The organism is Silvimonas sp., from assembly GCF_031291215.1.
GTDB classification, from domain to species: Bacteria; Pseudomonadota; Gammaproteobacteria; order Burkholderiales; family Chitinibacteraceae; genus Silvimonas; species Silvimonas soli.
In genome coordinates this window covers 1-12,553 of sequence record NZ_JARLJK010000064.1, presented here as the reverse complement: position 1 = coordinate 12,553, position 12,553 = coordinate 1, and the positions used below count along the sequence as shown (strand labels likewise).

Annotated in this window: 16 protein-coding genes; 1 reads left to right on the top strand and 15 read right to left on the bottom strand. The window is 53.7% G+C overall.

What is annotated here, in order from left to right:
* Window positions 1–18: 18 nt before the first annotated feature.
* The 10 genes from dapF to dusA form a co-directional block, all read right to left on the bottom strand.
* Entirely contained in the window at window positions 19–849 is an 831-nt protein-coding gene (gene dapF, locus P4L78_RS06235; RefSeq protein WP_309327307.1) for a diaminopimelate epimerase, read from the bottom strand.
* Window positions 850–1,165: 316 nt separating this feature from the next.
* Window positions 1,166–1,579, bottom strand: a complete 414-nt coding sequence (locus tag P4L78_RS06230) for a CoA-binding protein (protein WP_283147939.1) — start codon at window positions 1,577–1,579, stop codon at window positions 1,166–1,168.
* Between the two features lie 29 nt (window positions 1,580–1,608).
* Window positions 1,609–1,992: a Rid family detoxifying hydrolase gene (locus P4L78_RS06225; RefSeq protein WP_283147940.1), complete on the bottom strand. Its 384-nt coding sequence runs from the start codon at window positions 1,990–1,992 to the stop codon at window positions 1,609–1,611.
* Window positions 1,993–2,039: 47 nt separating this feature from the next.
* Window positions 2,040–3,227 carry a radical SAM family heme chaperone HemW gene (gene hemW / locus P4L78_RS06220; protein ID WP_309327306.1) on the bottom strand — a complete coding sequence of 396 codons (1,188 nt, stop codon included), beginning with the start codon at window positions 3,225–3,227 and terminating at the stop codon, window positions 2,040–2,042.
* 110 nt (window positions 3,228–3,337) lie between these two features.
* Window positions 3,338–3,688 (bottom strand): hypothetical protein, encoded by a 351-nt coding sequence (locus P4L78_RS06215; RefSeq protein ID WP_309327305.1) that lies wholly within the window; start codon window positions 3,686–3,688, stop codon window positions 3,338–3,340.
* 105 nt (window positions 3,689–3,793) lie between these two features.
* The gene (locus P4L78_RS06210) at window positions 3,794–4,531 is read right to left on the bottom strand and encodes a metallophosphoesterase (protein ID WP_283147943.1); all 738 of its coding nucleotides are present in this window, start codon (window positions 4,529–4,531) and stop codon (window positions 3,794–3,796) included.
* Window positions 4,532–4,552: 21 nt separating this feature from the next.
* Window positions 4,553–4,774 (bottom strand): hypothetical protein, encoded by a 222-nt coding sequence (locus P4L78_RS06205; RefSeq protein ID WP_309327304.1) that lies wholly within the window; start codon window positions 4,772–4,774, stop codon window positions 4,553–4,555.
* Window positions 4,775–4,776: 2 nt separating this feature from the next.
* Complete coding sequence (gene rdgB, locus P4L78_RS06200) at window positions 4,777–5,370, bottom strand: RdgB/HAM1 family non-canonical purine NTP pyrophosphatase (protein ID WP_309327303.1); 594 nt, start codon at window positions 5,368–5,370, stop codon at window positions 4,777–4,779.
* 79 nt (window positions 5,371–5,449) lie between these two features.
* Entirely contained in the window at window positions 5,450–6,091 is a 642-nt protein-coding gene (locus P4L78_RS06195; RefSeq protein WP_309327302.1) for a retropepsin-like aspartic protease, read from the bottom strand.
* On the bottom strand, window positions 6,088–7,137 hold the full coding sequence (dusA, locus tag P4L78_RS06190; protein WP_309327301.1) for a tRNA dihydrouridine(20/20a) synthase DusA: 1,050 nt from the start codon (window positions 7,135–7,137) through the stop codon (window positions 6,088–6,090). Before dusA ends, P4L78_RS06195 begins: the two co-directional genes overlap by 4 nt.
* 101 nt (window positions 7,138–7,238) lie before the next feature.
* Here dusA and P4L78_RS06185 point away from each other — a divergent pair, with 101 nt between their 5' ends.
* Window positions 7,239–8,354, top strand: a complete 1,116-nt coding sequence (locus P4L78_RS06185) for a site-specific integrase (RefSeq protein WP_309327300.1) — start codon at window positions 7,239–7,241, stop codon at window positions 8,352–8,354.
* 54 nt (window positions 8,355–8,408) lie between these two features.
* On the opposite strand, the gene P4L78_RS06180 is transcribed toward P4L78_RS06185, so the two are convergent.
* From P4L78_RS06180 to P4L78_RS06160, 5 genes are all read right to left on the bottom strand, one after another.
* Window positions 8,409–8,663, bottom strand: a complete 255-nt coding sequence (locus P4L78_RS06180; protein ID WP_309327299.1) for a pyocin activator PrtN family protein — start codon at window positions 8,661–8,663, stop codon at window positions 8,409–8,411.
* A 1,326-nt stretch (window positions 8,664–9,989) separates the two neighbouring features.
* Window positions 9,990–10,145, bottom strand: coding sequence for a hypothetical protein (locus P4L78_RS06175; RefSeq protein ID WP_309327298.1), 156 nt, complete (start codon window positions 10,143–10,145; stop codon window positions 9,990–9,992).
* Between the two features lie 279 nt (window positions 10,146–10,424).
* Window positions 10,425–11,201 carry a DUF5984 family protein gene (locus P4L78_RS06170; RefSeq protein WP_309327297.1) on the bottom strand — a complete coding sequence of 259 codons (777 nt, stop codon included), beginning with the start codon at window positions 11,199–11,201 and terminating at the stop codon, window positions 10,425–10,427.
* 219 nt (window positions 11,202–11,420) lie between these two features.
* Window positions 11,421–11,681: a hypothetical protein gene (locus P4L78_RS06165; RefSeq protein ID WP_309327296.1), complete on the bottom strand. Its 261-nt coding sequence runs from the start codon at window positions 11,679–11,681 to the stop codon at window positions 11,421–11,423.
* 382 nt (window positions 11,682–12,063) lie between these two features.
* Complete coding sequence (locus P4L78_RS06160) at window positions 12,064–12,300, bottom strand: DUF4926 domain-containing protein (protein WP_309327295.1); 237 nt, start codon at window positions 12,298–12,300, stop codon at window positions 12,064–12,066.
* Window positions 12,301–12,553: the final 253 nt, after the last annotated feature.

Here is a 12,553-nt window from a genome sequence, read left to right as displayed (position 1 = left end):
GAACTGGATTGAACTGGCTCAGATTTCAATCTGGCCGGTGAATACGCTCACGGCCGGGCCGGTCATGAACACGGGCTGGCCGGGGCCCCCCCAACGAATGGTGAGATCACCACCGCGAGTGGTAACGCGTACGGTTTCATCAAGCAGACCACGGCGAATACCTGCAACAACCGCTGCGCACGCGCCGGTGCCGCACGCGAGGGTTTCGCCCGCGCCGCGTTCGTGCACGCGCAGTTTGATGGCGCCACGGTCGATAATCTGCATGAAACCGGCATTCACCCGTTCCGGGAAGCGTGGATGAACCTCGATGGTCGGACCTTGTTGCGCCACTACGCCGCTATCGACATTGGCCACGACTTGTACGGCATGCGGGTTGCCCATCGACACCACAGTGACATCGACAGTGACATCGCCCACCACCAGCGGATGCACAACGGCATCACCCGCGGCCACAAACGGGATTTGCGCGGGCAACAATCCTGGCACGCCCATATCAACTGTTACCAAGCCGTTGTCTTCCAGTCGTGGCCGGATCATGCCTTTGGCGGTATCGACGACGATTTCGGTTTTGTCGGTCAGTCCCTGGTCGTGCACGTAACGCACAAAACAGCGCGCGCCGTTACCGCATTGCTCAACTTCACCACCATCCGAATTGAAAATGCGATAGCGAAAATCGATGCCTTCGCGGTCGGCAGGCTCAACCAGCAACAGTTGGTCAAAGCCAATGCCGAAATGACGATCGCCCAGTTTGCGGATCGTTTCGCTGGAAAGCTGCAGTTGCTGGCGCACGCCATCGAGCACGATGAAATCGTTGCCCAAGCCCTGCATCTTGGTAAAGGTGAGATTCATGGTTCCTGCTGGCTGCGGTTTTTGTTCAGTTTGTTCAGGCTAAACGTGAGCGGGGTTCGTTGCAAGATGACGTTGGTATTGCTGTGGTCATTTCGGTTGTCTCGCCACTTCAGTGTTGCAAACCTCGGCTTCTCGCAAGAAGCCTGCTTTGTCTGGACTAAAACAGCCTTGTCTCCCCTCTTTTGGAAGAGGGGCCGGGGGAGATGGCCGCAATGCTGGGTTAATCATTGCAGCGCGATCCGGCCCAAAACCAATCTCCCCTAACCCCTCTTTGTAAAAGAGGGGGACTAAGTTCCCGGTACGTCGGTCTTGAAGCTCACAAGCACAGCCGCATGTATTCAATCTTGATGCACTTATCCATAACCACAACCAGCCCGGCATCTTTGGCTTTTTGCGCGGCCTCGTTGTTCACAATGCCGAGTTGAATCCAGATGGCCGGTGCGCCAATGGCGATGGCTTCATCGACAATGGCATCAATTTCCTCGGCGCGGCGAAATACGTTTACCAGATCAACCGGGCCGGGCACATGGGCCAGGTCGGGATAGGCTTGTTCGCCCAGAACTTCGGTCACCAATGGCCGTACCGGCACAATCTGGTAACCGGCGCGCTGCATGATTTGCGAAACCCCAAAGCTGGGCCGATCCGGCTTGGGCGATAAACCGACCACGGCAATGCGCTTGACGCGTTTGAGCAGATCGCGGATTTCGTCGTCAGAAGGGTTCTGGAACATGCAGGCTCCGGCGTGAAATGGCGTTGCGTTTACTTGGACAAAACCAGTACGCCATCTGCTTCTACCACCGCGCCTTTAGGCAATGCCGCAGCCTGGATTGCCGCGCGAGCCGGGTAGGGTTCGACAAAGTATTCGGTCATGATTTCGTTCAGACGGGCGAAGTTGCCCAGGTCAGTAACGAACACGCCCAGTTTGACGATATCAGACAAATCGCCACCCGCCGCTTGGGCCACGGCGCGCAGATTGGTGAACACCTGATGCGCTTGGGCATCGAAACCTTCCACCAGATTGCCGCTGACCGGGTCCAGACCAATCTGGCCAGACAGATACACGGTATCGCCCACTTTCACTGCCTGAGAATACGGGCCGACGGCTTTAGGGGCTTTGTCGCTATGAATGATGGCTTTGCTCATGGGAACTCCAGCGGTAACTTGGAAAAAGAGGGTTTCAGTGTACCTGCTCACTGCTCGGGCAGGAACCGCTCCAGCAAGGTGTTCAAAAAGCGTCGGCCACGCTCGCTGGGTTGAATGTGGTGCAGGTCGCGGGTGATCAGGCCATCAGTCACGGCGCGTTCGACCTCATGGATGACTTTGGTCAGCGGCAGGCCAGTGCGTTGGGTAAACAGGTCGATATCAAACCCGTCAATCAACCGCAGTGCGTTGAGCATGAATTCGAACGGCAGTTGCTCCAGCGTGACTTTTTCTTCGGTCTGCACCGCGTTGCCAGCGGCCATTTGCGCCAGGTATTCGGACGGCTGTTTGTAGCGCATTTGCCGGATGATCTTGTCCGGAAAACTGATCTTGGCATGCGCGCCCGCCCCAATGCCCAGATAGTCACCAAAGGTCCAGTAATTGAGATTGTGTTTAGCACGACGGCCCGGCAAGGCAAACGCGCTGGTCTCGTAATGCTCGAAGCCAGCCTTGGCCAGATGCTGTTCAATGGCGTCTTGCATGTCGGCAGCGGCATCGTCATCCGGCAGCGCGGGCGGGTAGCGGTGGAACAGCGTGTTCGGTTCCAGCGTCAGATGGTAAGCCGACAAATGCGTTGGCTTGGCGGCGATGGCACTGTCGATATCGCTCATGGCTTGCTCCAGCGTTTGCTTGGGCAAGGCGTACATGATGTCGAGATTGAAGTTGTCAAAATGCTTGCGAGCAATCTCGATGGCCTTGTGGGCTTCTTCATCGTTATGAATGCGACCCAGTGCCTTGAGGTGATCAGCGTTAAAGCTCTGGATACCAATCGACAGGCGATTGATGCCCGCTGCGCGATACCCGGCGAACTTGTCCGCTTCAAACGTCCCCGGATTGGCTTCCATGGTGATTTCGGCATCGGGTTGCAAGCGCACGCGGGCGCGAATGCCAGCCAGCAGCTCTTCCATGGCTTCGGCCGAGAACAAGCTCGGCGTGCCGCCACCCATGAAGATGGTGTTGACCTGACGGCCCCACATCAGCGGCAAACAGGATTCCAGATCGCGCAGCAGCAGGTCGACATACTGTTTTTCTGGCACACCCTCGCGCACGGAATGACTATTGAAGTCGCAATACGGGCACTTCTTTACGCACCATGGGAAATGGATATACAGCGACAACGGCGGCAGCGCCGTGAGGCCCCAAGTGGCAGCGGAAGCAGGTTGCAGAATGGTTGGCATGATTGATTTAAGTCCGGCAGTGCGGTGCGCATTACGCTGTTGCACAGCACAAATGCGCACCCTACGTAGGGTTTGCACGCCATGCGTGCGAACGCGTTCAGCAGGTTGGGTTATTCACCTGCGGGCTCAATGTCGACAACCGCAGCGGGCGCGTCGGCCTCTTTGGCCAGCAGCATGCTGCCATCGTACAAAATCAGTTTGCGGCGTACGCGGTTCAGGCGATCCAGTTCAAACAGCATCTCGAAACCATCTTGCTCGCGCTCGGCCAGTTTGCGCTGGGTGGTCCAGTGCAGCTTGAGATTGGCCGCTTGCGATTGCTCCAGAAATTCCGGTTGTGCCAGCCATTGGTTGGTGACCAGTTTTGGGGCCGTTTCTTTCCAGCGGGACCAGATTGCGCCTGCTTTAGGCCGGGAATAAAACACCCCGGAAACTTCAAAATCAAATACAAAATCCTGCGACAAGTGAGACTTCCTTCAAATTAATTAGACGCAATCAATGGGATCACGATGGGACCGCGCTGCGGTCAAGGGTGTTTGATGAATGCGGGCCAGTTGTGACTGACCCCGTTACCGGACATATCCCGTCGTTAACGCCCGCTCCCAGTCGGCAAAGCCACGCGCTGCGGCGGCTTGGGCAGAGGAGAGGAAGTCGTACGGTACAGCAAGTAACTCGGCATGCCAGTTGCCATCGCATTGTTCGCAAATGGCATAACGGGCATGCGGTGAACCGTTTTCAATCGCATGCGGCCACGGATGAGCATCGTCATAGGCCGGTAAACCCACACTGCCCGGGTTCACAATCAGCTTGCCGGTGCGTGTACTGACGATACGCGGATAGTGCGTATGGCCGCAGGCAATCAGATCAGCGTCGATATCACCCAGACGCTCTTCAATTTCTTCCGCCGAGGCCAAACGAATACCGTCTGGTTCAACGGTTTCCAGAAAATACGTCAGATCACTGGTTGGCGTGCCGTGGCACAAAAACACCGCTGGCCCCAACCATGCGGTACCCGGCAGTTTATGCAGCCACGCGAGGATTTCCGGAGTGAGCTGGCTATGCGCATAGATATCCGACGCGCTGCGTTTGACCGGGTCGAAATCCAGCAATTGCCGTTCGTGATTGCCAGCCAGTTGAATCCAGCGCTGGCGCATCAGGAACTCTGCCGTTTCGCGCGGCCATAACGGGCCGGACAAACTGTCGCCCAGGTTCACAATGGTGCCGACGCCGCGACTATGAGCGTCGATCAAAACCGCTTCCAGCGCTGGCAAATTGCCGTGTATATCGGAAACCAGTGCAAATCTCATGCTGTACCTACCTGAAGGCCATCAGCCTTTCTGCCAGGGATTTTCCAGCGCATCGACCATGCGATGCAGCACTTCACGCATCTGGGCCGGTGCCACTTCCATCAACAAGCCATCTTCGAACGCGTCTTGCATTAGCTGCACGATCTCGTCCAGGTTCTCGTTCATGACTTTTACTTTCTCGGTGCACGACACCACACTGCCGTCGTCACGTACAAATACTGCCCAGCGCTTTTCATCTGCCATGTTTACAAACCTTCTTCCCGCAGTTTGGCGATCAGCGCGGCGAGCGCTTTTCCTCTGTGGGAAATGAGGCCTTTCTCCTCAGACGTCAACTGCGCGGCGGTGCGATTGTAATGAGGAATCAAAAACAGCGGGTCGTAACCAAAGCCGCCATCGCCATGCGCGGCTTCCAGCACATAACCGTGGCAGGTGCCGTCGGCGATCAGCGGTTGCGGATCATCAGCATGGCGCACCAGCACCAGCGCGGCGTAATACCAGGCGCGGCGATCTTCTTGGCCAGCCAGCTCCGTCAGCAGTTTTTCATTATTGCGCGCATCAGATTTGGGCTCACCGGCAAACCGCGCCGAGAACACCCCCGGCGCGCCGCCCAGCGCGGCCACACAAATGCCCGAGTCATCGGCAAGCGCGGGCAGTCCGGTTATCTTTGCCGCATGCCGGGCTTTGGTCAGTGCGTTTTCAATAAACGTGAAATACGGTTCTTCGGCTTCGGGCACGCCCAGTTCGCCCTGCGGCACGATTTCTATCTCGAGCGGGGCAAACAAGCGCTGGAATTCACGGACTTTGCCAGCATTGTTGCTGGCCAGGACGATGCGTTTCATTGAGAAAAACCTGTTGAAGCTGGCACGGTAGAAAGTGCGATAACGCTATTCTAGCAAGCTGTGGTGCACAGCCTGCGCTTTAGTGCGTGCGGGTGAGGACCATGAGCGAGTTTTCCCGCTTCACATCGAACTGCGACATCACGGACATACCAATCAGCGCAAATTTTGGATCGTCACCATCTAGCACGGCAGCGGGCACGTTGTTTAGTGTAATGTTATCTAGCGTGATTTCCGGCACCGTAACCAGCCAGGTGTGCGCATTGCCATTGGCTGTCATGGAGGTGGTCATCTGGCCCGAGCGGTAGTTGATCTTCATCTGGTCTGCCATCGTGCGGGACAACGTCAGATGGCTGGCGCCGGTATCGACAATGGCGCGCACGCTTACCGCACCGACATGCACAGTGGTGTAATACTGGCCGCGCTCGTCCGGTCGCAAGATCAATGTGGTGTTACCCCGATCGGCCGCCTGGTAGCCTTCCCCCAGCTTCAGCTGGCGGGTTTTGCCATTGATCTGCACGGTGGCGCTGTCTTCAGTTAACTGCACCAGCCGCACATTCTGCGTGGTTTGCCCCACCGCCAACAGTACCCGTTGCCCATCTATCGTCAGCATGGCTTTGTTACCCATCGCCGCCATAAAGGTCAGCGATTGCGCATTGGCATTGAGCGCCAGCCACAAGCTGCACACGCCCACCAATAACCAGCGCGCAAGGGGAGCAATCATTGGGTCTCTACTTGTTGAGGACGGCTTTGGGTTTGTTCCAGCGCCAACTCGATCAGCGACCAGTTGGCATCTTTCAGTAATTTGGAATCAGACAGCATCCGCCGCCAGTTACGTGCGCCATGCTGCCCCTGGAACAAGCCCAGAATATGGCGGGCGATAAAGCGCAGCGGCGTACCGGCCTTTAACTCGGCCTCAATAAACGGGCGCAAGGCACGAATTGCCTCTTCACGGCTGATTTCTGTCAGCGGCTCACCGTAAAACAGATGATCCACTTCAGTCAGCGCAAACGGGTTGTGATAAGCCTCGCGCCCCACCATTACGCCATCGACATGTTGCAGGTGCTGCAGCGCGGTGGCGTGATCCGTAATGCCGCCGTTGATGATGATTTCCAGTTGCGGGAAATCACGCTTGAGCTGGTACACGTAATCATATTTGAGTGGCGGAATATCGCGGTTTTCTTTGGGCGACAAGCCTTTGAGAATGGCATTGCGCGCATGCACGATAAACGTCTGGCAGCCGGCCTGCGCCACTTGCCCGACAAAATCGCGCACGTAGTCGTAGGTTTCAACTTGATCGATCCCGATACGGTGCTTGACCGTGATATCGATGCCGCTCACCGCATCACGCATGGCTTTGACGCAATCGGCGACCAGTTGCGGCTCGGCCATCAAACACGCGCCAAAACTGCCCGATTGCACGCGCTCGGACGGGCAACCGACATTCAGATTGACCTCATCGTAACCCCAGTCTTCGGCAATCTTCGCTGCACGCGCCAGATCGGACGGATCTGAACCGCCCAGTTGCAGGGCCAGCGGATTCTCGATCTCGTGAAAGCGCAAATGGCGCATCTTGTCGCCATGCAAAATCGCCCCGGTGTTCACCATCTCGGTATAAAGCCAGGCGTGCTGCGATAAGGTGCGGGCGAAATGGCGATAGTAACGGTCAGTCCAGTCCAGCATCGGGGCTATGGAATAGCGTCGAGATGGCTTATTCTCTGTATTTTTGGAGTTTTCAGGGCGATTTTGATTCGGGTTTTTGTGCGGCATTTGGTGCTATTTTGTTAGGTTTGGTGGGATTTATTTTGCCATTGTGCTACAGAGGTGCTACAAAATACCCTGTCTGATTACTCGTGTAGCACCGGCAATTTATGGCAACCATTACCAAGATTAAAAACAAGAGCGGTGCATTGTCCTATCGCGCGCAAGTCCGGGTCAAACGGGGCGGCCGACTGGTACATGCGGAGGCTCGTACGTTCCCACAATTGAAGCTCGCGGAGGATTGGGCCTCACGACTGGAAAAGCAGCTCGCTCTGGATGACGGAGTCGAAAAACGGAAAATCGGCAACCGCTCGATTGGCGATTACATTGGGCTGTATGTGCAGCGGTCAAACGAACTCAAGCCAATGGGTGCCACCAAGCGCAGCGTGTACCGGATTTTGTGCGATTCGCCGATCAGCGATGTCCCGGTGATGGAGCTGACGCCAGCCCATATCATCAAGCACTGCCAGGAGCGTGGCCGGCTAGGTGCAAAACCACAAACCGTAATGCAGGACATTATTTACCTTGGCGTTGCCTTGGGGGCGGGCTCTGCGTTACTTGGTCTGCCAGTGACGAGAAAAGCCGTCGATGAAGCGTTGCCACTGCTGTGGGCAAACAATCTGGTTCGCAAGTCCAGTGAGCGCGAACGCCGCTTAATGCCTGGCGAATTCGAGCGGCTGATGGTGTTTGGTGCCAAACGCGAGGCCATGCCAAATGCATTTGTGCCGATTCGCGAACTTGTCCGTTTTGCCATTGCAACCACGATGCGTGCCGGTGAGATCACCAGCATCCTCAAGTCTGATGTCGACCGAAGTAAAAGGACGGTGTTGATCCGGGACCGCAAAGATCCGAAAAACAAGTTCGGGAATAACCAGCGTGTTCCTTTGTTGGGAGAGGCTTGGAAAATTGTTGAACAGCGGTTGTCAGAGGAGCCAGTCAACGAGCCGAGGATTTTTCCGTATCACGAAGACAGTATTGGGAATGCGTTTCGATTGACTGTGCTTGAAGCGGAGATTCAGGACCTGCGGTTTCACGACCTTCGCCATGAAGGGATCAGCCGATTGTTTGAGCTGGGCTACCAGATTCAGGAGGTTGCGATTGTCAGTGGCCACAAAGACTGGAAGAGCCTGAAGCGCTATACCAACCTGCATGCCCATGACTTGCATCGAGACCCGCTTTTGCCAACTCAAACGCCGCCCGTTGAAGGACGAACTGACCGGCGCTAATTGGCCACTTCTCCCCAAATGTTGTAATCGTATGGGCGAGGATCTGGGCGCAAGCTACACGACACTGCGTTCCCAACTGGACCGTGCTTTTTCTGCAAGGTCGTCAATATATTGCGCCAAATCCTCAAGCCGCACAAATAGCGGCGCTTTCTGACTGTCAATCAATCGCATGGTCGGAAATGGTAAGTTGTTCAGGCCGGCACGGCGGCGCGCTTCTTTTTCGCTGATTCCCAAGTATTGGGCGCCAACGTCCTCCAGCGGAAGCAGTGCTTTTCCGTGCACCGCCATTAACGCAAAAGCTGTGTTCATCGATGTTCCCATGTCCCTGTACCCCTGTCAGCCGGCGTTGATTTGCGTGGCAGAGCCCCCAGATGGAGGCCTCACCCAAATCCGGGTGAGGCCTCGAACTGTCTGCTCTTGCCGCGCGCCGCAAATTTCCCTGGCTCTATTTTCGCGTTTTTGAGCTTTGGGTCAACTCCCCAGTTGGCGAGAAAAGAGGCTATGGCACAAGGTTGGTGATAGAGATGAATTTCGCAAAAACATATTTAAAAACAAGGCAGTATTTGGGGTTTGTGGCAAAGGACAAATAACCGGAATAAAAAAAACGCTATCGCGAAAATTGATTTTTCTAACTTGTCCAAAGTGTTGATACGGCTACATCCGGTCTTAATCAACCGATATGAGAGAATGATTTCTTGAGGATTTGCGTGCTTTTTTGGAGTCGCGGTTTTCTAACTGATGAACGGCAGAAGTCGCCTTGGTATTGATGGGCGTTTCCAGTGGATTTGGGCATTTTGCGGAGGTCATGACATTCATGCCGAACGCTCAAATTGCGTTTCCGTCATTTCCTGTTCGATTGGATCGGTTGCGTCGTTGGAATGTTTGGATCTGAAGAATGTTGTGGTGATTATCCACAGAAATTTTTGCTCTTATAATTGCTTTTAAATACTTGTATAACTAATTGGGGACTTTTGTTAAATCCTCTGCAGGCCGCATCAATATTGGCTTATGAGTGTTTAAGCGTGGGTGTATTTATGAGTGTTTAAGCGTAGTCGTCTGAGTGTTTAAGCGTGCGCATAAACACTCAGATATTTCCGAATTACTTTTATCGATCAAAATGATAAGTGAGTTTTCCACAGGGTAAAAATCCATGAGTGTTTAAGCGTGGATAACTTCCTTGAAAACGGGGTTTTCCACAGGGTTATCCACAGTAAAATGTTAGCCATTTCTCCCGTATACCAAGGACTAGATTCGGGCTTTTCAGCTCGTAATTGTGGCAGACGGAACAGGAAGCGGGGCCGTAGCGCGATCAATCAGGGTGTATAGATTGACAGGCAGCTTTCTTACCCTGAATCGACCTTTTGTTTGCATGTTTGAAGGCGCGCCACGATCTGGCCTCATCAAATAACTGTTCACCTTCTCCCGGAACAAAACGATATGAATGGGCTGTGGGGTATCGTTGTTGCTCGAGGACTCCCGCAATGGCAATTGCTAAGCCATTGAGATAAATGTTCCAGAACACTTGGATTTTTGTCACAACCCGAAAGCCCGCCGGTCCGGAAGGAGCAAGGAGTCGCTCACTATGAACGTTTAACCTCACAATACGCTCGTGATTTTCCTTTACCGGGCAGTCCCTTAGCTCCGAAAAAAACCATACGCAATGGTCGCCAGCTCTTTAGCTTTATCACCACAGAATCTCACATCCATATCGAACGGTAGCGTGTCGTTGTCTCCGTGCTTGGATACTCCGAGAGCGGCCCTCTCGAAGTGACGAAATTCGGGCTTGAGCATGAAGATATCTCCAGTTTTTTTGATTAGTGCAACCATTTAGCAAAGAGCTTGCCAAGTTGCGCTGAATCGGCCGGGCTTCAGTAGACAAACCCCTGCTTCACTCCCTTCGCAGCTTATGCTGCCCAGGCACCATGTCAATGACGAATATTCGGCCGAAGCAGATGTTGGTAGCTCTCACCGTCAATGGCCGCAACCGACCCTTAGCGGTAATTGCCGGCTCGAAGAAGCAGACGTTCAGGGACGCGCCGACGCTAGGCGCCGCGTCTCCTGCAAGCATGGCTAGGCCTCGCGGATTTCACGGATAGCCTTTTCAACTTCTTTCCAGTCGGTTTTCGGACAAAGGTTAAGGGATGTGTCGAGCGTGCGTATACGCCGCTCTTGTTCCTTAACCAAGCAAGGTAAGTCAATTTCAATTCCCGGTGCCAGAGCGCCTTTCTCAGCTTGTATGACTCGAGTTGCCATTTGTTCCATCAGGCGCAAATGAAACGATTTCATTTCTTTGATGAATTCGTTTCGAGGCATCTTGTACGAGCCAAGGATAGCCGACCATGCTGGCTTTCCATTGAATCGCCTGTCGCGGTTATCCCATTCGATATGGACGTATTCTTCATCCGACCAGATTGCGATATTCGCAGATGGAGATAGGTAGGCACTATCCAGCCATCGCTTTCCGGTCCACGCGACTGCTGCATTATAGGTCTCGTCGAATCGCGAGCTTTCAAGAACGTCGTAGCTCTTATCGCACCAGGTGTTGCAGGTCTTCTGCCAAGCATTTGCGGTTTCGCCACATATGTATTGGGTAAGCGACTTGGGAATTGGTTCTAGGATATAGGGGAGCATTTCCATCAAGTCTTCGTAGAGGCGAACGACCTGATAATCGCAGTAGCGACCGGCGCCTGCAGTCTGTGCATCATCGCTGTGCTCAAAGAGTGCGGCTTCGCCCGCTTGTATCCAATATTCGCCGTCTGTTAATCCAAACCAATGAAGGCGATAGGCCCCCGGTGTCCCCCACGGGCGGATTTTCTCGACTGGTACAAGGGAGAAATTAATGAGCACGGAAATACGAAGCCTAATAGTTATGCAGGCCTAGAAAATGTCGGCACTATTGCAAATAGTACGGACATAATTGCAACGCCTGTAAGCTCATCGATGGCATGGAAATTATCCAATGCCAGCCTGCTTTTCATTCAAAAATCATGCGAACCGAAGCAATGTCCGCTAAGTGGCGATTTCCTAAGAGACTACTCTTGGCCGATTGCAGTCATCCATTTCAAATCAATCTTTACTTACGAATAGCTTCTCCGCTGCTGTTTCAGTCTCATCATCGTGCCACCACCATTGAATTGGCATATCACTTACGCTATCTCTAAACGTCAACACAGTGGAGGAATCATAATGGCTATAGGAAATGCTGTCCAAGACGTAGGTTAAGCCAAGAGAGAAATTTATTGGCACTCCTTTTATCTCCTCTAAAGCGGTATATACATTGCCGACTTTAAACGAATGTTTGCGCCAAGTTGAATTTGTGAGTGCCATGATTGTTGATTTTTCTGTTTCTGGCCGATTGCGGAAGCAACGCGACAATCTAATTGTAATTTGGCCAAGCAAGCTGGACGGCACAAATACAGGACGTGATGAGTGCTGTGGATTTCGCTGGCAGATTCGTGGGATTTTTTCGTAGCCTCGCCAAGACCACTCCAAGCTCGCCAAGACATTCCATCCCTGTGGCCCCAGCTGTCATTGCGTCATGAACTTGGTGGGCTTCGTCCTCTCGCCCAAGTCGTGAGAGCTCTTCTGCGAGTTTGCGAAAGCAATCATATCCGTCGCTAGAGGCCATATTAGTCTGCGAAAATTCGGATTTAAGTAGTTTGATAAAGAGTCTGCTTCTGGCCGGTTGCCGACGCTCACTGGCCCGTGATTAGTCGCGACGGCCCACGTTGCTGTTGCCCTTGGTTGAAACCTTCTCGAAGTGCAATTGGACTAAAGAGGCAGCGGGAAGAGTAGCGAGCGCGTAGGTATGGCCGGTCCGGTCAACAAATTCGACTTCAAAGTGTGTGCCACCAACATGCTCATGAACGATTGTTCCAACTTGACCTCGGATGAGCCCCTCTTCAGGAAAGTCGTCCAAGCAGGCAATAACGTCTAACTCTTTCATGAGCACCTCCCACCAATATCAGAAGCCAGTCTAGCCCAGAAAACAGAAAAGCCACATGGAGCTGGCTTTTCTGTTTTTCTAACTTGGCACGGCGTACGAAGCGGTGGGCAAACTGGTCTGGCCCGGCCTCGATGGACACTGACTTAAGGTGGATAATGCCCACCCAGGAGTTGTGTTCATGACCAAGACCAGACGTACTTACCCCGAATCCTTCAAACGTGATGCAGTAAACCAGGTGCTGGCCGGCACCCCG

What these genes read in the sequence shown, in the direction of transcription:
- P4L78_RS06230 (WP_283147939.1), bottom strand. Translation starts at nt 1,579, where the DNA reads ATGTTCCAGAACCCTTCTGACGACGAAATCCGCGATCTGCTCAAACGC.
- dapF (WP_309327307.1), bottom strand. Translation starts at nt 849, where the DNA reads ATGAATCTCACCTTTACCAAGATGCAGGGCTTGGGCAACGATTTCATC.
- P4L78_RS06210 (WP_283147943.1), bottom strand. Translation starts at nt 4,531, where the DNA reads ATGAGATTTGCACTGGTTTCCGATATACACGGCAATTTGCCAGCGCTG.
- P4L78_RS06160 (WP_309327295.1), bottom strand. Translation starts at nt 12,300, where the DNA reads ATGAAAGAGTTAGACGTTATTGCCTGCTTGGACGACTTTCCTGAAGAG.
- dusA (WP_309327301.1), bottom strand. Translation starts at nt 7,137, where the DNA reads ATGCCGCACAAAAACCCGAATCAAAATCGCCCTGAAAACTCCAAAAAT.
- P4L78_RS06175 (WP_309327298.1), bottom strand. Translation starts at nt 10,145, where the DNA reads ATGCTCAAGCCCGAATTTCGTCACTTCGAGAGGGCCGCTCTCGGAGTA.
- hemW (WP_309327306.1), bottom strand. Translation starts at nt 3,227, where the DNA reads ATGCCAACCATTCTGCAACCTGCTTCCGCTGCCACTTGGGGCCTCACG.
- P4L78_RS06205 (WP_309327304.1), bottom strand. Translation starts at nt 4,774, where the DNA reads ATGGCAGATGAAAAGCGCTGGGCAGTATTTGTACGTGACGACGGCAGT.
- P4L78_RS06185 (WP_309327300.1), top strand. Translation starts at nt 7,239, where the DNA reads ATGGCAACCATTACCAAGATTAAAAACAAGAGCGGTGCATTGTCCTAT.
- P4L78_RS06195 (WP_309327302.1), bottom strand. Translation starts at nt 6,091, where the DNA reads ATGATTGCTCCCCTTGCGCGCTGGTTATTGGTGGGCGTGTGCAGCTTG.
- rdgB (WP_309327303.1), bottom strand. Translation starts at nt 5,370, where the DNA reads ATGAAACGCATCGTCCTGGCCAGCAACAATGCTGGCAAAGTCCGTGAA.
- P4L78_RS06165 (WP_309327296.1), bottom strand. Translation starts at nt 11,681, where the DNA reads ATGGCACTCACAAATTCAACTTGGCGCAAACATTCGTTTAAAGTCGGC.
- P4L78_RS06225 (WP_283147940.1), bottom strand. Translation starts at nt 1,992, where the DNA reads ATGAGCAAAGCCATCATTCATAGCGACAAAGCCCCTAAAGCCGTCGGC.
- P4L78_RS06180 (WP_309327299.1), bottom strand. Translation starts at nt 8,663, where the DNA reads ATGAACACAGCTTTTGCGTTAATGGCGGTGCACGGAAAAGCACTGCTT.